The organism is Chryseobacterium gambrini, from assembly GCF_900156825.1.
Lineage (GTDB): Bacteria > Bacteroidota > Bacteroidia > Flavobacteriales > Weeksellaceae > Chryseobacterium > Chryseobacterium gambrini.
The window spans coordinates 1-22,325 of sequence record NZ_FTOV01000012.1 but is presented as its reverse complement, the minus strand read 5'-3'; the positions used below and the strand labels follow the sequence as shown (position 1 = coordinate 22,325).

Here is a 22,325-nt window from a genome sequence, read left to right as displayed (position 1 = left end):
AATATGAATATTGAAAAATACAAAGAAAATGCCCTGAAAATATTATTTCCAATAAAGCAAGTCGATGATAATACAAAAGCAAACGAAAAACTATTATTTTTTGCTGAAAGAAGTGATGCAGGAAGGGAGATACAGGATTACTACTTAGTTTATTTTCTATTTGTAAATTTATTAGGTTTCAAAGACACAGGAAGATCTGAAAAGCTGGCTTGGTCTATTCCAATTGATTTTAATGGTAAAGCATTTCTGATTGAACACAGGAAAATGGGAGTTGGGGTTTTTATTCAAAATAAGGAAGATGAAGAAGATGCGAAAATAATTACTAAGAAAATTAACGGTGCGATAAAATCTTCAAGACCATATTTTAACCACTTGGCAGCAGAGGCTATCAAGAGTTCCGAAATAAATATTGTAAATAATAATGGATATTTATTTGAACGATTTAACTATTTTCTAAATCTATATAAATCAGAAAATAAGAAACTAGAAAAATTATCTAAAGAAAGGATTTCTATTGATGGCACTTTTGTTCTAGGTTCCAAAAATTACTACAAGATACGGCAAAGCACAAAATGGTTAGCAATTTCAACTATTGAATCATTTTTTAGCTGGACAGAACATCTATTTATTCATCTTGCTATCCTTACACAAAAAATAAAAACAGGGGAAGAAGTCACAAAATTAATCGATGCCGAATGGAAAACTAAATTCAATACTGTCATATCTGACGATATGTTAAAGGAATATTATATTGAATTACTGATGATAAGGAATCAGGTAAGGAACTTTGTTGCTCACGGTGCATTTGGAAAAGACGGCAATGCATTCCACTTTCATTCCGGAGCCGGTGCTGTACCAGTAATGATGAACTTTAATAAGACTAAAAATAGGTTTTCTTTTCAAGGCACACTGGAATTTAAAGATAATGAAGTTATATGTTTGATAGAATCTTTTATCTCTGATATGAATAGCAGCAATTTAAAACCTGCACTCACATATACCCAAGGGCAAGGTTTGATCACAATATTACCTTATGCAAGCAATGGGATGTATGAATCTGCAATGCACGATAATGATATTATGGAAAAATTTTGTGATCATTTGCAGGGAATATTTGATAACTCAGCAAATATGGATTGGTAATCTAAATCTATAAATAAACTTACAAGCCAATGACAAAAATTGAAAGGGTAGAGCAATACTTACACGAATTTTTTACATATAATATTTTTGAGTTCAATGATTTTTATAGGAAGTTTATTACTAGAGACTCGTTGTAGTTTATCTCTTAAAAAAATATTGTGGAAAATTTCAATTTGAACGATTAATATCTCACAGATTTCCTACGATATAAAACCTACTTTATTTTTACAAATATTTTTAGATTATATTAATAATAAAACAGACTGAACTTGAATGATGCCGCAGACGGATCAGTCATCACTCTAACAGGATTTACTAATCTGGAAAACTTTATCAACAGCCTGATCTTATAGCAACATTCAATCATCGTAATTGCCCAGCACATAAAATAAAAGGCAGAGGATCTTCGGATCTTCTGCCTTTATTTCAGACCAAAAGAAAAGAATCTTCAGATCTTTCAATGTGAAAATTATTCTCAAGATAATATGTCATTGCTGTTATGGCATTAGATCCTGTCTCTGTGCGGTTTTTCCCATATTTCTTTGGAACATCCTGCTCGGTGAGGAAAGCAACTTTGTAAACCTTGTCTTTTTGTAAATGTCTTCCCTGAAAATAGATTTCCTGAATTCTGTAACCCGGCGGATTTTCAATGCGCATCAAAATTCTCAATCCGTTGCAACGCTTAACATAACCTCCCATTTGTTTCATCGGCTCTGCGGAAAAGGTCCGCTCCAGATTTTCTTCTAACATTTCAAAGATCTCTTTTCCAGTAAGCTCTGTGGTGGAAATAGGCGGATTCATCGGCACGATTTTGTATAAGTCCCAGAGGGTAATATTTCCGACATTTATAGGTGCACCATAGCGCCATCCGTTGGAAAAGGAGATCTCAACGTCCGTCGCAAAATTGACGGCAGACAGAAGAAAGTCATCCATAGTAGAAGACAGCGTGGAATAGCGGTGCAAAATATGTTCTGTCGTCCCCAATACTGTACTTTTCATTTCAGCAAAAGACTGTAGACTTTTTTCCACCAGATCTTTAACTTCTACATCTTCATCAATACTGTCGTCAGTTTCAATGATCTTGTAATCAAAATGTGTAATCATTCCATTTTCGACATCAAGCTTTAGATTTCCTACAAATGATCCGTGGCAGCCACATTGGATGATAATGCAGTTTCCTGCTTTTTCTGCTTCGTACATCCTGTTATGGGTGTGTGCACTGAGACAAATATCGATTCCTTCCACTTTTTTGAGCAGTTCGATATCTTGCGGATAACCATTGTGCGACAAAAGAATAATAATGTCCACAGCATCCTCTCTTAATTCTCTGACGCATTGATTCGTCTCTTCAATTCCATCGGTCACCGTTATGCCTTCACTGAACTTCTCCGGCATTGTCTTATCGATAATATTGGAACAGATCCCGATTATACCAATTTTGAGTCCTCCAATTTCAGATATTTTGTAAGGTAGTAGAAATCGTTTTCCCTGCTCATCAAAAACATTGCAGCCCAAGACGGGATAATTGAGCTGGCTTTCCAGTTTTAACAGATGTCTTGGTGTATAGGCAAAGTCCCAGTGTCCTACCATTGCATCAAATCCAAGTTGGTTAAGTATGGGAATCAAGACCTCTCCTTTCGACTGTACCACCGGAACTGTTCCGTGAAACGTATCCCCTCCGTCAAAGAGCAATGCGTTCGGATTTTCTGCCCTGATCTTTTTGAAGATGGTCTGAATTCTGGCATAACCTCCTGCACTTTTAACATATTCTTTCTGATAGTCATAAAACAGCTCTGGATGGGGTTCCATATAGCCGTGCACATCGTTGATGAATCCTATTGATAATTTCATAATTTCCAATTTTAGGGTTTAACTATTGCCCATCCTTCATCCTGTCTCAAAATCATTTCCCCGTTTCCGCTGGGGGTGTAATTTACAAACTCAAATAATTCGGACTTTTCGATCTTTTTTTCACGAAGGGTATTTTCGCACTGTACCATCACTACCCCCTTATCTTGCAGACCTGTAAGAAGTTCCCCGTAGGGGTTTTTCTTTCTGAACATTTCCACTCCGCCCCCAAAGGCCAGCAGTTCGACCTTCAGTTTGCCTTTCAGCCTGGGATCTTCCATCGCGTTATTGATATTTCTGATAATGACTCTGATTTTCTGGTCATCACCTTCATTGATCACATACAAAGCCTTGTACTCCTTATTAATAGATTTTGCAGGTTCGTAAACTGTTGCCTTTTGCGCAAAACCCATAAACCCTGTCAGGAAAACTGAGAAGGTCAATATCTTAATTAAGTTTTTCATTATTTTTCATTTAAAAGTTGATTGATTTCTTGATAGAATGATTCTTTGCTGTAGTCTGCCATTCCCGCATGATGCATCCTAATTTTTCCTGATCTGTCCAAAACGACGGTCGTAGGAAGTGAACCATTAAAAAAAGCAGTTGGAATCGAACCTTCTGCAACTAAAAACGGAACAGTGAATTGTTCTTTTTCAAGATACATCTTACCCAAGGCGGTCTGCTCATCCAGATTGACTGTAAGAAAAACAAGATCTTTATTGGATTTAAATCGGTCGTAGAATGTCTGAATCGAAGGGAATTCCGCACGGCAAGGCGGGCACCAGGACGCCCAGAAGTTAATAAATACCACTTTTCCCTTGAGGTCAGAAGTATTGATGATCTCACCTTTATCATTTCTGACACTGAAGTTTTCAGTACTGGACAAAGGAGTCGACTCAACGGCCGGCTCTGTTTCCTTTTCTTCAATCTTTGAGTTCATAAGACCGGTAGAGATGATCTGGCGCATCAGCCAGGCTTTTGCATCGGGACTCACAAGCAACACGATGAATATTGACACCAAAAGTGCCGTACTCCAGTTCTTCCGAAGCCATATTTTAAATTTTTCCATTGTTCTTATTTTAATAAATTATTGTCCGGTTAACTTTTTCAGCGCTTCATAAATCTCAGGTCGGTCAAAATCTTGCCCTCCCTGCATCTGTGCTTCGAGTTCTCCTTTTTTATTAAAGATCAAAGTCGTCGGAATTGCTCCCTGAAAGTACTGCGAAGGAATAGTGTCTGCTGCTACATACACCGGAAGATCGTAGTTTTTATCCTTCATAAATTTCTTAGACTTTGTCAGGTTGGCTTCCACATTGAGAAGGACAAAAACGATATTGTCATTTCCCTTGAATTTGTCTTTCAGGTCTCTGATGCTCGGCATTTCTTCGACACAAGGCCTGCACCATGTGGCCCAGAAATTTACAAAGACCACCTTCCCTTTCAGTTCACTCAAAGCAATTTTCTTTCCGTTCTCATCGATTAAGATGATATCCTCATTATCATTTACATTATTTTGTGGGATGGGCCCATCCTGATTCTCAACTCTTGATTGCATCGCACTCAAAGAAAAAGAAAACAGGGTCATCATAAGAATGAAAATAGGTGTTTTAAATTTTAAGGTCGTTATCATTATTTATTTTTTTTTGGGGTTGATATCTTTCCTTCCTCAATTTCTTCGGAAGGTTTTACTAGAACTTTGTCATGGCCGAATAGTGCACCAAAGACCTCGGTCATTTTTTCGTAGGTGATTCCTTCTTTCACAGCAACTCTGCTTACCGTATTATCATTGAAGGTCATCACAAAGGTTCCGGATTGAGTCTGCAGAATACTTTTCGTGGGTACAAAAAATGTAGGTGCACTTCTTTTCAGATTGAGCTGGACCTGTGCATATTCCCCCCCTTTTAAGACAGTGCCCGGATTTGGAACGTCAAACTCAAGGGTCATCGAACGGTTTTCCTGACTGATAACACCGGAATTCCTTGAAAGATGCGCTTCAAAATTTTTTCCCGGGATAGAGTTGACCGTAAATTGCGCCACTATCCCCTCATTGACACTTGATGCATGTTTTTCAGGAAGAGATACCGTCAGTCTCAGCTTATTTTTCTGAGCAATACTGAAAAGAGCCATTCCTGAATTGGGACCAACCAAGGCTCCTACCGACAGATTCCTATCCATTATCACACCACTGAAAGGTGCCGTGATCCTAAGGTACTGATTCATCTGTGAAGACCTACCGGTGCCCGCTTTTGATGCCTCGTATGTTGCTTTGGAACTCTGCATAATGCTTTTAGCCCTATCCAGTTCTATGTCGGCAACAGCTCCTTTTGTACTGGCCGCGTCCTGCAATCGCTCAAAAGCCTGTTTAGCATAAAGATAGTCGGTGTATGTTTTCTGCTGTGAAGATTTATCGGATAGGTAATCCTGATTCATTTCTGGTGCTTCCAGAACTGCAAGAAGCTGACCTTTGGTCACAACTGAACCTCTGTCAACATAAATTTTCTTGATAAATCCGGCAACCTTCGCAAAGATCTGCACCGATTCATAAGGTTTCAGTTCGCCTGGAACGGAAATCTGATAAGTGGGATTTATCAGCTTGATTTCTGTGGTCACGAAAGACCGAGCAGGCTGAACTGTTTTTTTTGTTTCATTTTTACTTTCCTTTTCGCCCGAGCAGGAAGCCATTCCCAAAAGAACGACCGGAATGAAGATGTATTTTATTTTATTGATGATTTTCATTATTTTTTAATTATTTAAGATTGTACGAAAAATTTACTTTCCTCATCTTCCGGATCCAAGGAAGGATTTGAATGTCCTGCATTGGACATTACTGCTGCAAAAAAATGCGGAACCAAAAGCAGAATGGTAAGAGTGGATGCGATGATACCACCGATAACAGCTCTACCAAGTGGAGCAACCTGCTCAGAACCTTCCCCGATACCGATTGCCATAGGAATCATCCCGGCAAGCATCGCCAAAGCGGTCATCAGTACAGGGCGGAGTCTGGACGCCGCTGCCATTCTCGCAGAATGAAGCGCACTGATATGGTAATGTTTACGGTAGTACTCTGCCTGATTGATAAGTAATACGGCATTTGAAACCGAAACACCGATGGACATAATCATCCCCATATATGACTGGAGGTTGAGCGTACTGCCGGTAATGAAAATCAAAACAAGACTTCCCACGATCACGGAAGGAATCACGGAAAGAACAACAAAAGGTACTTTAAATGACTGATAATAAGCAGAAAGCATTAGGAATATCGCTAGTACTGCCGCCAAAAGTCCCATTGCAAGACTGTCGAGTGTATCATCCAGTAGCTGCAGTGTGCCTTCTGTCCAGACAGAAACACTTTTTGGAGGTTTTCCGGTCTCACTGATGGCATTTTTTACCGCTTTGGAAGCAGAGCCCAGGTCTTTTCCGTACACATTTCCGATAATTGTTACATATCTCATAGGTCCCTTTCGGTTGACCTGTGCAGGTGCGGTCGTTTTTTTAACTGTAGCGATATCTTCAAGAACGGGTCTCGGGCTGTCTTTTTTCAGTGGAAGTGATTTCAGGATCTCTTCAGAGTTCATTATACTTTCTGGAATCTGGACCTGTGTCTGAAAGACAAGTCCTGATTTTGGGTCGACCCAGAGGTTCTTGTCGGTGTAGCGGGTTGAAGAGGTAGCGGTCACAAGACTGCGTGTCACATCCTGCATCGTCAGTCCGAACTGCGCAGCGAGATTTCGGTCTACGTTGATCTGTAACGTCGGATATTGAAGTGGCTCTGCAATGCGGACGTCTCGCAGGAAATCGTTGCTTTTCAGCTTTTCCTCTATTTTTTTTGCGTGAGATGCCGCCAGTTTCAGATTCGGAGATCCTACCTTGATTTCTATCGGGGTCATCGATCCCTGTCCAATAATTTTTTCGGTAAGTTCCATCGGTTCAAAATTGATTTGTGCTTCAGGATGCTTTTCAGCAATCTTCTTGCGGATCTTTTCTTTCAGATCTTCCATAGACCCTGAAAAGATCTCCTTATTTACAGAAACCTGCAAAACAGACTGGTGTGTTCCGTTGGTGAAAAGAAATATGGGATTGATCGGCGTTGCTGCCGGATGTAAACCGACATAGGCCGAACTGATGCTGACCGCATTTTCCGGCAAAATACCTTCAATATCTTTGAGAATATCCTTCACCAGCTTTTCAGTTTTCTCCAGACGGCTTCCCTGTGGCGCATCAATTCTCATCTGAAAATCACCGCTGTTGGAAAGAGGCATAATATCGGTTCCCAATGAGCGCATCATTAAAAATATTAAAAGGCCCGAGAAAATGATATAGGCCGAAAACAATACCAAAGTCCTTCCCGACCATTTTCTCATTTTGTGACTGTAGCCCGTTCTGAATCGATAGAAAAAACTCCTGTTTTTAACATAATGCTTCTCAATATGCTTATTCTTCATCATCCAGTTAGCCAGGATCGGAACGAAGGTCTGGGATGCCAGAAAGGAAGCTATCATTGCGAATGCAACTGCAAAAGAAAGCGGAAGAAACATATCTTTTGGAATGCCCGTCATAATGAAGGCAGGCGTAAGAACGGCCAGAATACATAATAATATCAGCACCTTCGGAATGGAAATTTCAAGTACTGCATCAAGAATGGCTTTGGGTTTGGTTTTCCTCATTTCCATATGCTGGTGGATATTCTCGATCGTGACCGTAGCTTCATCTACCAAAATTCCGATGGATAGGGCTAACCCACTCAAGGTCATTATATTAATAGTATATCCTGCAAAATAGAGCACACAGACGGCTGTTAATATTGCTATGGGAATTGTAAAGACCACGATCAGTGCACCTCGAAGGTCACCAAGGAAAAGAATAATGACCAGTCCTGTAAAAAGTGCACCCAAAAGTCCTTCATGAATTAGATTTGAAAGGGAACGTTCAATATATTTTGACTGGTCAAATTCATAACTCACCTTCACATCATCCGGAAGCTGATCTCTCAGTTTTGGCATTGCTTTTTTTAGATTTTCAACTGCTGTCAGTGTTGAAGCATCTGATTTTTTGATCACCGGGAGATACACAGAGCGTTTCCCATTGACCAATGCATATCCAGATGTCTGGTCAGCTCCATCCTGAACATTGGCTACATCACCCACGTAAAGAGTTCTACCGTCTTGGGTCTTTATCGGGATTTTAAGAAACTCCGCAGGATCTTTGGCTATGGAATTGATCGGTGCCATATAATTCGTTTCGCCCATTCTGATATTTCCTGCTGGCGAAGGATGGCTGCTTTTTGTGATCGCCAAAGTAATTTCTTCCGGACTTAGTCCGTTACTCTGCATTGCAGCCGGGTCAATATTTACAACGATCGAACGGATGTTACCCCCAAAAGGTGCCGGAGCCGTAATACCGGGAATCTCAACAAACATCGGCCGGATTTTGGTTAGGACCATTGTCTGAAGCTCTGTTACAGAGTGATTGTCACTTTCAAAGACAAGTTGACCGACCGGGAGTGAATTACCGTCAAACCGCACAACCATAGGCGGTACTGCACCGGGTGGTAAAAATCCCATTGCCCGTGAAACCTGCGTGGAAACCTCACCTGCAGCCTGCGCCATATCGGTGCCTGGATAAAAGGTCAGTTTCATTAAGGTCAGTCCCTGAACACTTTTGAAATCAATATTCTTGACACCATTCACAAAGAGTAAAACTTTTTGAAATTCATTGGACATAAAACCATCCATATATTGAGGTGAAAGCCCTCCGTAAGGCATCGCAATATACATTGACGGCAACTCTACCTCCGGGAAAATATCTACTTTTATTTTTTTTATAGCTGTAAGCGAAAGCACAATGACCGACAGGAAAACGACCATGACGGCAATGGGCTTTCTGAGCGCAAAACGTATTAAATTCATTCTAAAATTTTAAAGTTGGGTAAATAAATAATCAAAATCGCCGGTGAGTTCAGCCTTTGCTATGACCTGCTCCCAGAATTCTTTTGCGGCATCGATCTGACTTTTTTCTGCATTTTCAAGAATCTGACGGATCTGTAACAGTTCAGTGAGGGTAATAAGACCACTCTTGTATCTTGCTACATACATTTCGTAGGCATCTGATGCGCCTTTCACAGAAGCACTTTCTTTCTTAAGTTGTTTTTGCTGTTCTACAATCCTGCTTTCAAGGGCTTTAATCTCAGTCTGCATTGATAGCTGATACTGGTTTTCGAGATAACCCAGACGTTCCGCTTCTTTTGACAGCATATTGGCTTTTTGCCTGTTCGTATGAAGACTGCTGATATTCCACGTCAATCCAAGTCCAACAAGAGCATTGTTGGCAGAATTGGAGAAACCATCGGTAAATTTCCCTGAGACATTGCCATATGGATCGGATCCTGAACCTCTGTAAGCATAACCTCCCAAGATCTTAAGCGACGGAAGTGATGATCTTCTCTCTGTTTCCGCTTTGGTCTGATAGTATTCGGACTCCTGATGGATGGACTTTAAAAAAGGATGTGATGGATTAACCTTCTCACTGTTAAAAGAATTTATTTCAGGGTCAAGAAAATGACTGACCTGGTAATCCTCTACTTTAAAATTATCAATGTAAAATTCCTTAAGTTTTTCTGTGGCTGCCTGCTGCTTTCCAAACCAATTATCTTGCATTGCCAATGCCTGAACGTACGATGAATAGGTAAGTACAGAATCTGCTTCCGGTTTGAGACCGGCACGCGAAAGGGCTTTGCTTGAACTGTGGATTTCTTCGAGCCTCGTCGAGTTTCTCTCTGCCCATCTGAGCTTGGCGCCATTAAAGACATAGTCAAGATAACGTTGTGATAGCAATTTTTTGAGCCTCAGCAAATAGGATTCTTTATCTGTCCTGAGCTTTTGTGTGAACTCATTTGCTGATCTTTCCTCGGATCTCTGACGCCCGAAGTTGTAGATCTCGTACTCCGCAATGGCTGAGCCGAAATTGTTTGAGGATAAAGAGGAGCCCGAATTCCTGTTTCCGGAAACATTAAAAAAACCGGACTGTGGGAAAAAACCACCACTGCTTCCCTCTAATGTTCCGTAGGTATTTTGATATTGAAGCTTTACCTGTGGTAATGCCTTGGATTTTACTGTCTCTTCGTTATATTCTGAAGATTCTATTGCAGACTCGGCTGCACGGATCCCTGAATAGTTTTTTTGTGTTTCTGTCCATATTTTACCCAAAAGTGATTCTTGCTGGGCATAAAGGACAGACTGCTGAGTAATCAGCCCAAAAATAAGGACTGAAAGACTTTTTCTTATCATTGTATGAAAGATTAACAGTTACCGAAATGATTCCGATAAGGATTAATAAAAATTTAAAATCAATCGTTTGAGTCTCTACAAGAAGAGACCAATTAAATTTTAAATCAAATGATAAGTTTGCGGTATTGTATGAAGATGGGAACCGTAATTCCAATTTTGGAAGTACTGTAAAATGGATGTTCTCTAAGATTTATAAACAGAAATGCCCCTGCAAATAGAATGAATGTAAATGCAGCAAGCTCCTGAAATTCCGCCACTGAAAAATGGGTATCATTTTTAGCGGTAATTTCTCTTTCCTTGCAAAAGTTGCAGACAGAGGCCGTGGTTGTGTTGGTGGTAAATTTCTCCTTTGGTGCGGAGGTATGACTTTTAGCGGAAGGCTGCAGACTGAGTAGGTTTTTGATACCGTATTTTACAGCGCAGGAAGAAATTAAAATACATATAATGAAAAACATTGCAATAACGCTTTTCATTATATGATTGGTATTTAATTTCTGATAAGTCATTCCTGCAAATATAAATTTTTAATTACTAAGGTCAAAAACATTAACAGAATTTATATGAAATACATTATTGTGCAATCTTGTTTTTCACTTCCTGCTCTGTTGCAAAACCTAAATTATCCCAGACTAATTTATCGTTTTTATACAGCTTCAGGACCGGTAGTGCAGAAACATTCAGTTCTTTGCAGAGTTCTGTATTTGCATCTGCATCTATTCTTAAAATTTTCACCTTATCCGGCATTTCAGCAGCCATCTTTTTAAGGTAAGGCTCCATCTTTTTGCAGGGAGCGCACCATTCTGCATAAAAATCCACCAGAACGGGAGTATTGCTTTTCAACATTTCCTTATACTGGGCAAGACTAATTCCTGTAGCAGTTGATGCTTTGATCTCCGGAAGCTCAGCGTTCCTCCACTTCATCATTCCTCCCTGCATTTCATATACATTTTTAAAACCGATTTCCTGAAGTTTTGCAGCGGCGGCCGTACTTCTGGGTCCGCTCATACAATACACAAATACAGGTTTATCCTTATCGAGCGCTTTTGCTTTCTCTGTGAAGTCATCTGCATTCCAGTCGATGTTCATTGCACTTTTAAGATGACCGTTACGAAATTCTCCAGGTGTTCTTACATCAACCAATTGTGCATCTTTGGTCTGGTCCAATTTTTTAGAAAATTCTTTGGCAGGAAGACTGCTCTCGCTTTTGTTACTCTGAGCTTTTCCGCATCCTGTAATTGCGATGAGAAAAAATACAACGATTAGGTTTTTATACATTTTAAAGGTTTTGCTTGATTAATCTTTCCAGTTCATCCGCCTGAAAAACACCGGATTGTTTCCATTTTACTTCTCCATTTTTCAAGATCATCAAAGTAGGAACACTTCGGATTCCGAATTGCGAGGCAACCGCCTGGTTTTTGTCGATGTCAATTTTAACAATGCTTGCTACATCACCAATATTCTTTTTGAGATCCTGAAGAATAGGCGCCTGCATTTTGCATGGACCGCACCATTCTGCAAAGAAATCTACCAATACGGGTTTCTCCTGACTGATTAGTTCCTGAAATTTATTCATTTTTCAGATTTTATTTGATTTCTTCATATTCAACCTTATCCCCATTTTTTTTTGAATTTCTTGTTGGGACAGAACAGTTTCCCGCAGCACAACAGCCGATATTGAATAGTGGCATTACAACAAAAACCATTCCGACAGCCACCAAAATCCACATTCCAGATTGTGTGGCTTCTACAACAAGGAAAATTCCCATTGCCAGACGAAGCAACCTTACAAAGTTCCAGTTTTTAAATAAATTATCCATACTTTTCTTTATCTTTTTGTACCAAAAAAGCGTACAACCGAAGCTTTTCCTTTGTGATAAGCGCCTTCACTCAGTATGGTTTCGGAAATATATGCTTCCTGAAAATCGAAATCGGAAAAATCAGTTTTCAGTTCTTCTAAATCATAAAGCATTTCCCAATGTTTTGGTCCGCCTGCATTTGGATTTTCGTCTTGAAATTTAGAATGCTCTTTACTGAAACCTTCCAGAATAATTCCCCCACCTTTCTTCACAAGCGATGAAAACCATCTGTGCAAATCCCGCCTCAATATTTCAGGAAAATGGGCAAAAACCATTACTAAAAGGTCAAAACTTTCTTTTTTATAACCTATTGTATCTGCCGAAACCGTTGTGTAATTTATTTTCACCGAGTTTATTTCAGCAAGCTGCATCGCTTTCTTTTTGCCTTCTTCACTTTGGTCAAAAGCCTCAACTTCAAAACCCTGAATTGCCGCATAAACAGCATTCCTACCCTCTCCTTCAGCAGGAAAAAGAGCTTTTCCGGGAGTGAGTTCAGCCAATTTTTCGGCAAAATAGATATTTGGTTGATCTCCGTACACAAAATCTGACTGGCGGTATCTTTCGTCCCAAAAATCTTTCATTATTGTTCCGTTAGTTTTATCATATTCTGTACACTGCCACCGTTGAGAACATTCGTGATTCCGTTTCGTTCCAATGTTCCTTTTGCCATTGCGCTACGGTTTCCACTTCTACAGAAAACAATGATGTTTTTCTTATTCCTGAACTTGGAAATCTGGTCTTTGACGACATCCAAAGGTATATTAACAGCCCCTTCAGCACTTCCCGAAGCAAATTCTACGGGCGTTCTTACATCTACCAAAAAAGCACCTTCTCCCAACGCAGTTTCCAGCGCAGCATTGTCTTTTTTTCCGAATAACATTGATAATAAATCCATCTTAATTTTTTACAGGGTTTGCTTTTTCTGTCCATTCTTTCATTCCGCCAGAGAAATTTTTGACGTTCTCAAAACCGTTTTTCTTCAGTAGAGAATAGGCAATTGCTGCTCTGTCGCCACTTTGACAATGAATTACAATTGGTTTTTCATGGGAAATTTTATCCAGATTATCCTCCAAAGTTCCCACAAAGACATTCTCAGCATTCTCAATACGTCCTGCGTCATATTCGGTTTTATTTCTTACATCAACCACCTGAATATTATCTCTGTTCAGATAAGATTTGAATTCCTCAATATCAATAATATCGGCAGTCTGTAATTCTAAGTCTAAATTTTTCACGTCATCAATATAGCCCATCATTTGATCCATCCCGATTCTCATCAGTTTTCTGGTAAGATCTTCCATTTGTTCTTCCTGAGCAACCAAAATAAACGGCTCGGAATAATTGACAATCCATCCCATCCACGTGGAAAATGAATTATTACCCTGAATATTGATGCTGTTTGGTATAAAACCTTGGGCAAAATCTACTTTATTTCTCGTGTCTATAATTTTAACTCCATTTTGATAAGCTTTCAAAAATTCTTCTTTGGAAAGTTTCGGATGTTTTGGAACTTCTTTTAATAAAGGTCTTTCCACTTTGTTGAGTTTTTTCATCATTGCAAAATATTTTGGAGGTTCCGGCTGTCCTTCCAGCAGATATTCTACAAAACCTTCCTCATCTTCTTCATATTGAAAAGCCCAGTTTCTGATTTTTTCATAACCTACCGTTGAACTCGGAACTGCACCCAAAGCTTTTCCGCAAGCCGAACCTGCACCGTGTCCCGGCCAAACTTGGATAAACTCCCGCAATCTGCTAAAATCCTGAACAGAATGAAACATTTCTTTCGCTCCTTTTTCCTGAGTTCCTGTAATTCCGGCCGCCTTCTCCAATAAATCTGGTCTTCCTATATCTCCCACAAAAACAAAATCTCCTGTAAAAATCATCACCGGTTCGTCCGTTGCAGGATGATCGGTCAATAAAAAGCTGATGCTTTCCGGCGTATGTCCCGGCGTGTGAATGACTTTTAAAGTTAAATTTCCAACTTTAATGATATCTCCATTCGTTAATCCGGTATGTGGAAACTGATATTGCCAATCTTCACCACCTTCATCCGAAAGATACATTTTTGCACCCGTCACTTCCGCAAGTTCTCTAGAACCCGACAAAAAATCGGCGTGAATATGAGTTTCTGTAATATGTGTAATCGTGAGATTATTTTCTTTGGCAATCTGAAGATAGGTATCGATATCTCTTTTGGCATCGATAACAATGGCTTCACCTTTTGCCTGACATCCTATTAAATAGCTAGCCTGCGCAAGGCTCTTATCATAAATATGCTGAAAAAACATAATGTAATTTTTTAGGGTTATACTTTTTTAATATTATAGTACAAATTTCGGGGTTTACAAAGTGTTATACCGCTACTTTTGTTACATAAGTTAAATTTTTCAAAACCAATAATTCGTAATTAAATTTAACTGATTATAATTGGTCTTTTGATAGACTGCAATTGGGTTTGAGCTTTGCAGATTTCTTTTAAAAATGTAAAGCAAATCAACTTCCAGTTTATGACTGACTTTGTAAGCGACAAAGCTATTCCATTGCAAAAAATCATCTGTATTGTACTTATTATTTTTAAAATCATTTTCGGAAACTCCGTTGCTGATGCTAAAATCTGAGTGAGCCGACCATTTTCCATGATGAAATAAGACCGAAACTTTTATAATATCAACATTTCCAAAACCTTCCAATCTGCTTCTCGGAAGCGATGTGAAAAACTGATCTCTTCCCAATTCTTTCGGAAATAAAAATCTGCCGGTATCAAATGCTTTAGAATAAGCAAACTCCAAAGCGAAATTTTTGATCTTATATCGAAACAAAAAACTTGCAACCTGACCGTTTTCATCTGGCTGGACATATCTTTCGTAATATTTTAATCGACTTTGGTAAGAATCCGGAATCTGATAACTGTAAATCAACCCAAAATCCCATTTAGGAAAATTTAAACCCAGCTGAAACCAAGATGTATTGAGTGTTTTATCTAAATGTATGTTGTAAAAATTAATATCTGCAATTCGAAATTTTCTTCCGTAGTGAAAGATGGCAACACCTGTGCTGTTATTTTCACTGAGATAATCTGCTTTTGAGCTGTCTGGTTGAAATCCGTTATCCAATACTCCGATTGCGTCTTTCATTTTTGACCATTCTGAATTTGAACGCATTGAAACAGAATTCAGCAATGCTACATCAACCTGTGATTTACCGGAAGTAAAATTCCAGCTCAATCCGCCATATTCTATAGGTAACATTCTGCCGTCACTTGGATTGATAAGCGGAGAATATTTAATCGGAATTTTTCCTATCGTAAATTTTGATTTCCCTTTCTCGTATTGTAAATACAACTGATTAAGCCTTGAAACGGCATAAAGATTCTGAGGAGAAGATAAGTCAAAAAGTTCCCGTTCCCACTTGGAAGATTTTCCGGATTTCAAATCCTTTTCTTCCAAATCTGATGATGCAACTTTAGAAAGATACGAAGCAGAAACTCCAATGGAAATACGTTTTACGGGTTTGTATTCAACCTTTAAATTTCCTGCTAAAGCATCTGCCCAATAATCGGTACCTGTAAGATTGTCTGTTGACATCAAAAAGTTTCGTAGATTTCCTGAGATGATGACTTTATCACGATTATCTAAATTAACAGATTGCGTTTTAACCATTGAAAAAGCAAACACCAAAATTATTGACGTAACTTTTTTGGTATACATTTCAAACTTCTTTTCCTTTCAGCATTTTGTTCCAATAGAGATACGGGAGAATATATTTCTTGAGAATCCAAAGTCTCCAATGCTCTTTTGAACTGTCTGAAATGAGCATCTTTTTGAGATTCGGGTCTGGTGTGAACTCATTTTTATAGTTAAATTCTGCCAAAACCATTTTTCCGTAACCTGTTACAAGCGGGCACGAAGAATATCCATTATAAGATTTGTTATCTGGTTTTGCACCTAAAATCATATTGATGAGATTAGAAACCACTACAGGAACTTGTTTTCGAATTGCAGCACCAGTTTTTGCAGTTGGAAGTCCGGCTACATCTCCTACTCCGAAAATATTTTGAAATTTATTGTGCTGAAGACTGTTAATATCAACATCAAGCCAGCCTGCCTCATTAGCTAAAACTGAATTTTTAATAAAACGTGGAGCTTCCTGTGGCGGCGCAAGATGAAGAAAATTAAACGGAATCTCAACAATACGATCTTCGTTTTTGAAATAGGCAATTTTATTCACCGGGTCAATCTTAAAAAGTCCGTGCAGTGTTTTTAAATCGATATGGTAACGGTAAATGACTTTCATCAACGTTTCAGCGACTTCTTTTACGCCAAAAATAACACCACCGGGAAGCGCAAAAGTAATTTTTACCTTATCTGAAATACCTTTTCTCCTAAAATAATCTGCGGCAAGATACATTATCTTTTGCGGCGCGCCTCCACATTTGATGGGCGTTGTAGGCAAAGTGAACAGCGCATTTCCTCCTTTAAAGCTCTGAAGAGATTTCCACGTAAACTCGGGATCTATATAGTTACTGCAAACAATACCCGTTTTCACCGCCTCTTCTAAACCTTCTACCAGAGAAAGATTATTCACCAGCCCAGGTGCAACCACGAGATATTCGTAAGAATAACTCGTGCCATTATCTGCAGAAATCTTGTTTTGTTCGGGATGAATTTCTGTAACCTTGTTTTTAAGCCAGGTTACACCATTGGGAATTAAATCTTTTGTCTGTCTTGCTGTGTCTTTAAAATCGTAAGTTCCAGCTCCTACGAGAGTCCACGCTGGTTGGTAATAATGTTTCTCGGAAGGGTCTATGATGAGAACATTGAGGGATTCATTGGTATTTATGAGAGAAGCAGCAGTCATAATTCCTCCTGTTCCTGCTCCGATAATGATGATTTGAAAATGATTTTCCATAGCCAGACTTTTTGATGATTTGTAAAGCTAAATAATCTGATAAAAACAGTAAGTAACATTTGTTACATAAGCTAAAAACTAAGCATAAAATATAAAATAATTTAAAAATAAACTCAAAATACCTCAATATTAACAACAGTCATCAAATAATATTGTAAAAAAGAGACTGATTCAAAATTGAATCAGTCTCTTACGATTAGATTTTTACTGAAAATATATTAGTGGGGCAATTTATCCCTCAAATATCCATAGACCCAAGTTCCAAAAATGGCACTCAGCAAAGTAACTCCAACAGCCAATGCACCTGTTCCAATCTGTGCGAAAAGAGGTCCCGGACAGGCACCCGTCATTGCCCAGCCAAATCCAAAAATCAGCCCGCCATAGATTTGTCCTTTGTTAAATTTCTTCGGTGTAATTGAAATCCTTTCCCCGTAAATTGTTTTGATGTTGAATTTCTTAATAATAAACACTGAAATCATTCCTGTAAGAACTGCACTACCGATTACGCCGTACATAAAAAACGACTGCAAACGGAACATCTCCTGAATCCTGAACCAGCTGATGATTTCTGCTTTTACAAATACAATCCCAAATACAATTCCTACCAAAAGGTATTTAAGATTGTAATACCATTTGTGAGTAAGATGACTTTCGTTGGTGCAAACGCTGTCCTGATGACGTATATCTTTTTCTGTTGCCATATTTTTTTAAATTAAAGTGAAAGAATTATCGGCAAAATCACGTTCGCCATTAGAAAACCTCCTGCCATAAAGCATATTGTGGCAATAAGTGATGGTAACTGCAAATTTGCCAATCCCATAATGGCGTGTCCACTGGTACAACCACCTGCATAACGGGTTCCGAAACCTACCAAAAATCCACCGACAACCATAGTAATGAAACCTTTTATCGTTAAAAGACTCGCAAAATTCATCAATTGAGCAGGAACGAGATTGCTGTAATCGGTAATTCCGTAGGTTGCAAGTTCGGCTTTCAGATTCGGATTAATCGATAATTCTCCAGGATTCATAAGGAATTGAGATGCGACAACTCCACCGAGCAAAATCCCAAAAACGAAAAACAAATTCCAGAGTTCTTTTTTCCAGTCGTATTTGAAAAAAATAATGTTGGCTGGAATACACGCTGCGCAAATATGCCTTAAAGATGAACTGATTCCAAAAGATTTGTTACCCAGTATCAGCAAAGCCGGAACTGTAAGCCCTATTAACGGACCCGCAATATACCACGGCCAGGGTTGTTTTATAACTTCTATCATTTTAATTAATTTATTTCAAAAATATATGTTTAAGATTACATATACGGTTACTTTTGTTACAGAGCAGTTTATTTCTCTTTTCTAAAATACAAAATAGATTTTTCGAATAAAAATAACTGAATTCTTTTATTGAGAATCAGCGAACCTGGATGCAATAATTTTCCGACAAACTCACGCTGCAAAAGATGCTCAAAAGCTACATTAAAAGCTCTCTTACAATAATGTAAATTCCCATTATTAAGATGAACCAGCCGAAAGCAGGTTTGAGTTTTCTACCGTCTATTTTTTTTGACAATTGTGCTCCTATAATAATCCCCACTATGGAAATGGATGAGACCGTTGCAAGTAGTTTCCAGTTGATCGGGACGTTGTGCATTGAAGTGAAAAATCCGATAAGGGAATTCAGGGAAATGATGACAAGCGAGGTACCGATGGCTACCTTCATTGGTGTCTTGAGCAAATTGACGAGTGCAGGAATAATCATAAAGCCACCACCCGCACCGACCAAACCAGTAAGCACCCCGACAACCGACCCTTGCCCTGCTGCCAAAAGATTGTTATTTTTATTAAAATGAATCGATTCTATCTGCGGCGCTACTCTACTTTGAATCATTTTGTACGATGCGAGAATCATTAATAATGCAAAAATCAGAAGTAATAAGATATCTTTGGTAACCACTAAAGTACTGATTGTAAGAACTTCATCAGGAATCAGTGGCAAAATAAAATTTCTGGTCAAAAAAATAGATATTATTGACGGGACACCAAAAACCAAAGCTGTTTTTATATTAACCAGCCCTTTCTTAAAGTAGGAAAATGAACCTACCACACTGCTGATTCCAACTATGAAAAGTGAATATTCTGTGGCTACGAAGGCATCTATACCAAAGAGATATACTAAGACAGGCACAGTAAGAATACTTCCCCCTCCTCCTATCAGCCCTAAGGAAATACCAATAAATATTGCGGCAATGTATCCGAAAATTTCCATCTCTTTAATTTTATATGACAAAAATGGATATTTCTATTTTACTGCACCGCTACTTTTGTTACATAAGAAAATTTTAGTTCAGATCTGAAAAAATAATTTTGTTTCTTCCCAATTTCACTTTTCCAGAATCTTCCAATTGCTTTAGAAGTCGGGAAACAACAACTCTTACTGTTCCAAGTTCATTCGCAAGCTGCTCGTGAGTAACGACTATAGTATTTGAATTTGCTATTTCTGCTTTTTTAGTAAGAAGATTTAGTAGTCGCTCATCTACCTTTTTAAAAGCTATAGCATTAATAATATCCAGTAATTCTTCAAAGCGTTTGTGATATAGTCTGAAAATATAGTCCAGCCATTCCGGATATTCTTTGATAAAGAGCGAAACCTTTTCTACAGGTAAGAAAAGTATCTCGGAATCTTCTTCAACTTCTGCCTTTACAATACTCTTTTCATTATGCATTCCACCAAGAAAAGACATAATGCAGCTTTCACCTGCTTTAATATAGTATAATAATATTTCTCTTCCATCTTCTTCCGTTCGTATTACTTTCAACAATCCCTTCATTACAATTGGTATAGATCGGATCGAAGCATTTTCATCTAAAATGATTTCACCTTCCCGGTAGGTTTTTATATTACCATTTTGGTAAAGCTTATCAAGTAATTCCTGTGAAGAAATGACATCGGAAGAAAATTCAGTATGTTCCATTGCAAAAATATTTCTTCTAATATAATATATTTCTTCTGAATATAAACCGTCAATATGTAACCTAGAACATTTTATTTTGTTGCAAATTGCTAATAGATAAAAAATCTATTTCAAACTTAATTTGTAAATTTGGTATTGTTAGCTATTGTAGGCATAAGATAAATTTTGAATAAGATATGAATAAAGATAAACCAAATCATACCAGTGAACATTTGGCAAATGAAAGAACATTTCTTGCGTGGATGCGAACATCGATAGCATTGATGGGTTTCGGATTCATACTAGTTAAATTTTCCCTATTTCTTAAGCAGATACCTTTAGTTGCAGAAGCTAAAAACACAGTGCACGCTCAAAATGGACATTCCAGTCTTGTAGGGATTGTAATTGTCATTGTTGGAGCTATAGTTTTATTATTTTCATATATTAATTACTACAATAACAAAAAACGTATTAATAATAATACATTTTACGAGAACAACATTTTCTTGCTCATAGTCACCACTGTTTTATTTTTGCTGAGCATTTTTTTAATACATTACTTATTAAATAACATATAAATGATACTCACAGATTTCAATTAATTAGCTATTATAAATCAATAAAAATCGAAAGAGTGTTTCACATAGATGATGGGAAAACGCAGTCCGATTTCCTTGAAATTAAGGTTTTTTCCAGAGTTCAGTAGATAATCTTTATTATTACAATTATCAAGAATCCTTCAGCAAAAATGAGTTACCTAAAAAATTACAACAATTTCCTTATTAGTAAATTTTTGCTTCAATTCCATCATATCCTCACTGACTTTTTTATCAAGTATTTTCGCATAATGCTGTGTTGTCTTAATGCTCTTGTGACCTAGCATTTTACTAACACTTTCAATGGAAACCCCATTAGATAAAGTTATCGTTGTTGCAAAGGTATGTCGTGCAATATGATAGGTCAATTCTTTGTTAATTCCGCACAGGTCGGCAATCTCCTTAAGATATGCATTCATCTTTTGATTACTCAGAATAGGCAGCAACTTTCCATTATTAAGACATACTGGATGATTTTTGTATTTTTCAATAATTTTCTCTGTTTGAGAAAGTAAGGGAATATTAGAAGTAGTTTTAGTTTTCTGACGTTTTGTATAAATCCATTGAGAGCCATCAAGTCCCAAATTGATATTTTGATATGTTAGTTTTTGAGTATCAATGTACGCTAGTCCGGTGAAACAGCTGAACAGAAAAATATCTCTTACCAAAGACAATCTCTCATTTTTAAAATCTTTGGCAAAAAGTACTTCTATCTCCTTTTCATTAAGGAACATTCTTGTCACTTCATTAAACTTAGAATGATAGTTCATAAAAGGATCTCTTTCCATCCATCCATTTGCAAGACAGATACGTATAATCTTACCAAAATTCTTGATATATTTTACTGCAGAATTATTATTACAGGATCTTTCAGTCCTTAAAAAAAATTCAAAATCGTTTAGAAAAGCATAATCGATCTTTTTTATTTCAATGTCGGTAATACTATATTTCCATTTCAAAAAATCTTTGGTATGTTTCAGACAGGTCTTATAACGGGTTAACGTTCCTTGGGCAAATTCTTTGTCTATAAGTTTCTCCATTCGATCATTATGATCCTGAAAAACGGGAATGAGTGTTCGGGTTATTCTACCTCTACCTACTAACTTATTCTTAATAGCCTCAGAAGTTACGGCTTCCTTATCTCTGATTAATTCGTGATAGGTATCGTAAACTTTTTGCTCAAATGTTTTCAAATAATAATTAAGGGATCTGCATTCTTCCGAAGAGCCACTAACCTTCTGCATTGCAGAATTCCATTTCGTAGGCTTTACTGTACGCTTTGTGCTTATTTCGGTTATTTTGCCGTCGATGGTAATCCGCAAATAAATAGGAGACTCTCCTACAGAATTGATTTTCGATTTCTTCACATAGAAAAGTAAATTGAATGTCTTGTTCATATCGTTTAGCTTTTGAGATTTAAAATTAACCTTAGTAAAAACTTAACACAAGATGTTCAGTTGCTGAACCAGCTGCTGAAAAGGGTTTGTCTGAATTTCCAGTGACCTTTTTAACCTATTTCAACAGGTCACTGAATAGGTCACTTTCAGATTATGCTTTTTTAGTTCTCTTTGAACAGACATAAAACAAAAAAAGCTTTAAAACATACGTTTTAAAGCTTTTTGTACTACTTTGATATTGTAGTTGCGATCCGGACGGGACTCGAACCCGCGACCTCCGCCGTGACAGGGCGGCATTCTAACCAGCTGAACTACCGGATCAATTTTGTTTTAAAAGTA

General features: G+C 37.9%; 23 protein-coding genes and 1 tRNA gene. 2 read left to right on the top strand and 22 right to left on the bottom strand.

Translation table 11 applies throughout. The features are described 5' to 3' along the window. Positions 1 to 3: 3 nt before the first annotated feature. Complete coding sequence (locus BW951_RS17645) at positions 4 to 1,143, top strand: hypothetical protein (RefSeq protein ID WP_034976031.1); 1,140 nt, start codon at positions 4 to 6, stop codon at positions 1,141 to 1,143. 426 nt (positions 1,144 to 1,569) lie between these two features. Here the strand turns inward: BW951_RS17645 and BW951_RS17640 are convergent, their stop codons facing one another. The 20 genes from BW951_RS17640 to BW951_RS17545 form a co-directional block, all read right to left on the bottom strand. Further along, the gene (locus tag BW951_RS17640) at positions 1,570 to 2,994 is read right to left on the bottom strand and encodes a bifunctional metallophosphatase/5'-nucleotidase (RefSeq protein WP_034741432.1); all 1,425 of its coding nucleotides are present in this window, start codon (positions 2,992 to 2,994) and stop codon (positions 1,570 to 1,572) included. 11 nt (positions 2,995 to 3,005) lie between these two features. Then, on the bottom strand, positions 3,006 to 3,434 hold the full coding sequence (locus BW951_RS17635) for a DsrE family protein (RefSeq protein ID WP_228427563.1): 429 nt from the start codon (positions 3,432 to 3,434) through the stop codon (positions 3,006 to 3,008). 20 nt (positions 3,435 to 3,454) lie between these two features. After that, positions 3,455 to 4,060 (bottom strand): TlpA family protein disulfide reductase, encoded by a 606-nt coding sequence (locus BW951_RS17630; RefSeq protein WP_034741437.1) that lies wholly within the window; start codon positions 4,058 to 4,060, stop codon positions 3,455 to 3,457. Positions 4,061 to 4,078: 18 nt separating this feature from the next. Continuing rightward, positions 4,079 to 4,621, bottom strand: coding sequence for a TlpA family protein disulfide reductase (locus BW951_RS17625; protein WP_034741440.1), 543 nt, complete (start codon positions 4,619 to 4,621; stop codon positions 4,079 to 4,081). Then, entirely contained in the window at positions 4,621 to 5,727 is a 1,107-nt protein-coding gene (locus BW951_RS17620) for an efflux RND transporter periplasmic adaptor subunit (protein WP_042279168.1), read from the bottom strand. The genes BW951_RS17625 and BW951_RS17620 overlap by 1 nt, the downstream gene beginning before the upstream one ends. Before the next feature lie 14 nt (positions 5,728 to 5,741). Further along, entirely contained in the window at positions 5,742 to 8,900 is a 3,159-nt protein-coding gene (locus tag BW951_RS17615; RefSeq protein ID WP_034741443.1) for an efflux RND transporter permease subunit, read from the bottom strand. 9 nt (positions 8,901 to 8,909) lie between these two features. Further along, positions 8,910 to 10,277, bottom strand: coding sequence for a TolC family protein (locus tag BW951_RS17610; RefSeq protein WP_034741446.1), 1,368 nt, complete (start codon positions 10,275 to 10,277; stop codon positions 8,910 to 8,912). Between the two features lie 104 nt (positions 10,278 to 10,381). After that, positions 10,382 to 10,750, bottom strand: a complete 369-nt coding sequence (locus BW951_RS17605) for a hypothetical protein (RefSeq protein ID WP_123851096.1) — start codon at positions 10,748 to 10,750, stop codon at positions 10,382 to 10,384. A gap of 97 nt (positions 10,751 to 10,847) precedes the next feature. Then, positions 10,848 to 11,552 carry a thioredoxin domain-containing protein gene (locus tag BW951_RS17600; protein ID WP_034741451.1) on the bottom strand — a complete coding sequence of 235 codons (705 nt, stop codon included), beginning with the start codon at positions 11,550 to 11,552 and terminating at the stop codon, positions 10,848 to 10,850. A 1-nt stretch (position 11,553) separates the two neighbouring features. After that, a complete protein-coding gene (gene trxA / locus BW951_RS17595) occupies positions 11,554 to 11,850 on the bottom strand; it encodes a thioredoxin (protein ID WP_034976039.1) in 297 nt (98 codons plus the stop codon). Positions 11,851 to 11,860: 10 nt separating this feature from the next. Further along, positions 11,861 to 12,094 (bottom strand): hypothetical protein, encoded by a 234-nt coding sequence (locus BW951_RS17590; RefSeq protein WP_034741459.1) that lies wholly within the window; start codon positions 12,092 to 12,094, stop codon positions 11,861 to 11,863. An 8-nt stretch (positions 12,095 to 12,102) separates the two neighbouring features. Then, positions 12,103 to 12,714, bottom strand: coding sequence for a class I SAM-dependent methyltransferase (locus BW951_RS17585; protein ID WP_034741462.1), 612 nt, complete (start codon positions 12,712 to 12,714; stop codon positions 12,103 to 12,105). Then, positions 12,714 to 13,028 carry a rhodanese-like domain-containing protein gene (locus BW951_RS17580; RefSeq protein ID WP_034741465.1) on the bottom strand — a complete coding sequence of 105 codons (315 nt, stop codon included), beginning with the start codon at positions 13,026 to 13,028 and terminating at the stop codon, positions 12,714 to 12,716. Before BW951_RS17580 ends, BW951_RS17585 begins: the two co-directional genes overlap by 1 nt. Position 13,029: 1 nt before the next feature. Continuing rightward, positions 13,030 to 14,421 carry an MBL fold metallo-hydrolase gene (locus tag BW951_RS17575; RefSeq protein ID WP_034976041.1) on the bottom strand — a complete coding sequence of 464 codons (1,392 nt, stop codon included), beginning with the start codon at positions 14,419 to 14,421 and terminating at the stop codon, positions 13,030 to 13,032. A 99-nt stretch (positions 14,422 to 14,520) separates the two neighbouring features. Continuing rightward, positions 14,521 to 15,717, bottom strand: coding sequence for a hypothetical protein (locus BW951_RS17570; RefSeq protein WP_040995549.1), 1,197 nt, complete (start codon positions 15,715 to 15,717; stop codon positions 14,521 to 14,523). A gap of 124 nt (positions 15,718 to 15,841) precedes the next feature. Beyond that, positions 15,842 to 17,041, bottom strand: a complete 1,200-nt coding sequence (locus BW951_RS17565; protein WP_034741473.1) for an NAD(P)/FAD-dependent oxidoreductase — start codon at positions 17,039 to 17,041, stop codon at positions 15,842 to 15,844. Between the two features lie 218 nt (positions 17,042 to 17,259). Further along, on the bottom strand, positions 17,260 to 17,742 hold the full coding sequence (locus BW951_RS17560; RefSeq protein ID WP_034741476.1) for a DUF6691 family protein: 483 nt from the start codon (positions 17,740 to 17,742) through the stop codon (positions 17,260 to 17,262). An 11-nt stretch (positions 17,743 to 17,753) separates the two neighbouring features. After that, positions 17,754 to 18,317 carry a YeeE/YedE family protein gene (locus BW951_RS17555; protein WP_034741478.1) on the bottom strand — a complete coding sequence of 188 codons (564 nt, stop codon included), beginning with the start codon at positions 18,315 to 18,317 and terminating at the stop codon, positions 17,754 to 17,756. Between the two features lie 196 nt (positions 18,318 to 18,513). After that, positions 18,514 to 19,308, bottom strand: coding sequence for a sulfite exporter TauE/SafE family protein (locus tag BW951_RS17550; protein WP_034741481.1), 795 nt, complete (start codon positions 19,306 to 19,308; stop codon positions 18,514 to 18,516). A 73-nt stretch (positions 19,309 to 19,381) separates the two neighbouring features. Then, positions 19,382 to 20,014, bottom strand: coding sequence for a Crp/Fnr family transcriptional regulator (locus BW951_RS17545; RefSeq protein ID WP_034741485.1), 633 nt, complete (start codon positions 20,012 to 20,014; stop codon positions 19,382 to 19,384). 176 nt (positions 20,015 to 20,190) lie between these two features. On the opposite strand from BW951_RS17545, the gene BW951_RS23295 reads away from it, so the two are divergent. Next, positions 20,191 to 20,571 (top strand): YidH family protein, encoded by a 381-nt coding sequence (locus tag BW951_RS23295; protein ID WP_034741488.1) that lies wholly within the window; start codon positions 20,191 to 20,193, stop codon positions 20,569 to 20,571. A 179-nt stretch (positions 20,572 to 20,750) separates the two neighbouring features. Here BW951_RS23295 and BW951_RS17535 read toward each other — a convergent pair whose 3' ends face one another. Continuing rightward, on the bottom strand, positions 20,751 to 21,986 hold the full coding sequence (locus BW951_RS17535; RefSeq protein ID WP_034741491.1) for a site-specific integrase: 1,236 nt from the start codon (positions 21,984 to 21,986) through the stop codon (positions 20,751 to 20,753). 247 nt (positions 21,987 to 22,233) lie between these two features. Next, positions 22,234 to 22,307: transfer RNA gene (locus BW951_RS17530), tRNA-Asp, on the bottom strand. Between the last annotated feature and the right edge of the window lie 18 nt (positions 22,308 to 22,325).

Coding starts and splice junctions, on each gene's coding strand:
- BW951_RS17585 (WP_034741462.1), bottom strand. CDS start 12,714: ATGAAAGATTTTTGGGACGAAAGATACCGCCAGTCAGATTTTGTGTAC.
- BW951_RS17615 (WP_034741443.1), bottom strand. CDS start 8,900: ATGAATTTAATACGTTTTGCGCTCAGAAAGCCCATTGCCGTCATGGTC.
- BW951_RS23295 (WP_034741488.1), top strand. CDS start 20,191: ATGAATAAAGATAAACCAAATCATACCAGTGAACATTTGGCAAATGAA.
- BW951_RS17620 (WP_042279168.1), bottom strand. CDS start 5,727: ATGAAAATCATCAATAAAATAAAATACATCTTCATTCCGGTCGTTCTT.
- BW951_RS17545 (WP_034741485.1), bottom strand. CDS start 20,014: ATGGAACATACTGAATTTTCTTCCGATGTCATTTCTTCACAGGAATTA.
- BW951_RS17640 (WP_034741432.1), bottom strand. CDS start 2,994: ATGAAATTATCAATAGGATTCATCAACGATGTGCACGGCTATATGGAA.
- BW951_RS17645 (WP_034976031.1), top strand. CDS start 4: ATGAATATTGAAAAATACAAAGAAAATGCCCTGAAAATATTATTTCCA.
- BW951_RS17565 (WP_034741473.1), bottom strand. CDS start 17,041: ATGGAAAATCATTTTCAAATCATCATTATCGGAGCAGGAACAGGAGGA.
- BW951_RS17605 (WP_123851096.1), bottom strand. CDS start 10,750: ATGAAAAGCGTTATTGCAATGTTTTTCATTATATGTATTTTAATTTCT.
- BW951_RS17535 (WP_034741491.1), bottom strand. CDS start 21,986: ATGAACAAGACATTCAATTTACTTTTCTATGTGAAGAAATCGAAAATC.
- BW951_RS17555 (WP_034741478.1), bottom strand. CDS start 18,317: ATGATAGAAGTTATAAAACAACCCTGGCCGTGGTATATTGCGGGTCCG.
- BW951_RS17630 (WP_034741437.1), bottom strand. CDS start 4,060: ATGGAAAAATTTAAAATATGGCTTCGGAAGAACTGGAGTACGGCACTT.
- BW951_RS17570 (WP_040995549.1), bottom strand. CDS start 15,717: ATGTCAACAGACAATCTTACAGGTACCGATTATTGGGCAGATGCTTTA.
- BW951_RS17575 (WP_034976041.1), bottom strand. CDS start 14,421: ATGTTTTTTCAGCATATTTATGATAAGAGCCTTGCGCAGGCTAGCTAT.
- trxA (WP_034976039.1), bottom strand. CDS start 11,850: ATGAATAAATTTCAGGAACTAATCAGTCAGGAGAAACCCGTATTGGTA.
- BW951_RS17580 (WP_034741465.1), bottom strand. CDS start 13,028: ATGGATTTATTATCAATGTTATTCGGAAAAAAAGACAATGCTGCGCTG.
- BW951_RS17560 (WP_034741476.1), bottom strand. CDS start 17,742: ATGGCAACAGAAAAAGATATACGTCATCAGGACAGCGTTTGCACCAAC.
- BW951_RS17600 (WP_034741451.1), bottom strand. CDS start 11,552: ATGTATAAAAACCTAATCGTTGTATTTTTTCTCATCGCAATTACAGGA.
- BW951_RS17625 (WP_034741440.1), bottom strand. CDS start 4,621: ATGATAACGACCTTAAAATTTAAAACACCTATTTTCATTCTTATGATG.
- BW951_RS17590 (WP_034741459.1), bottom strand. CDS start 12,094: ATGGATAATTTATTTAAAAACTGGAACTTTGTAAGGTTGCTTCGTCTG.
- BW951_RS17550 (WP_034741481.1), bottom strand. CDS start 19,308: ATGGAAATTTTCGGATACATTGCCGCAATATTTATTGGTATTTCCTTA.
- BW951_RS17610 (WP_034741446.1), bottom strand. CDS start 10,277: ATGATAAGAAAAAGTCTTTCAGTCCTTATTTTTGGGCTGATTACTCAG.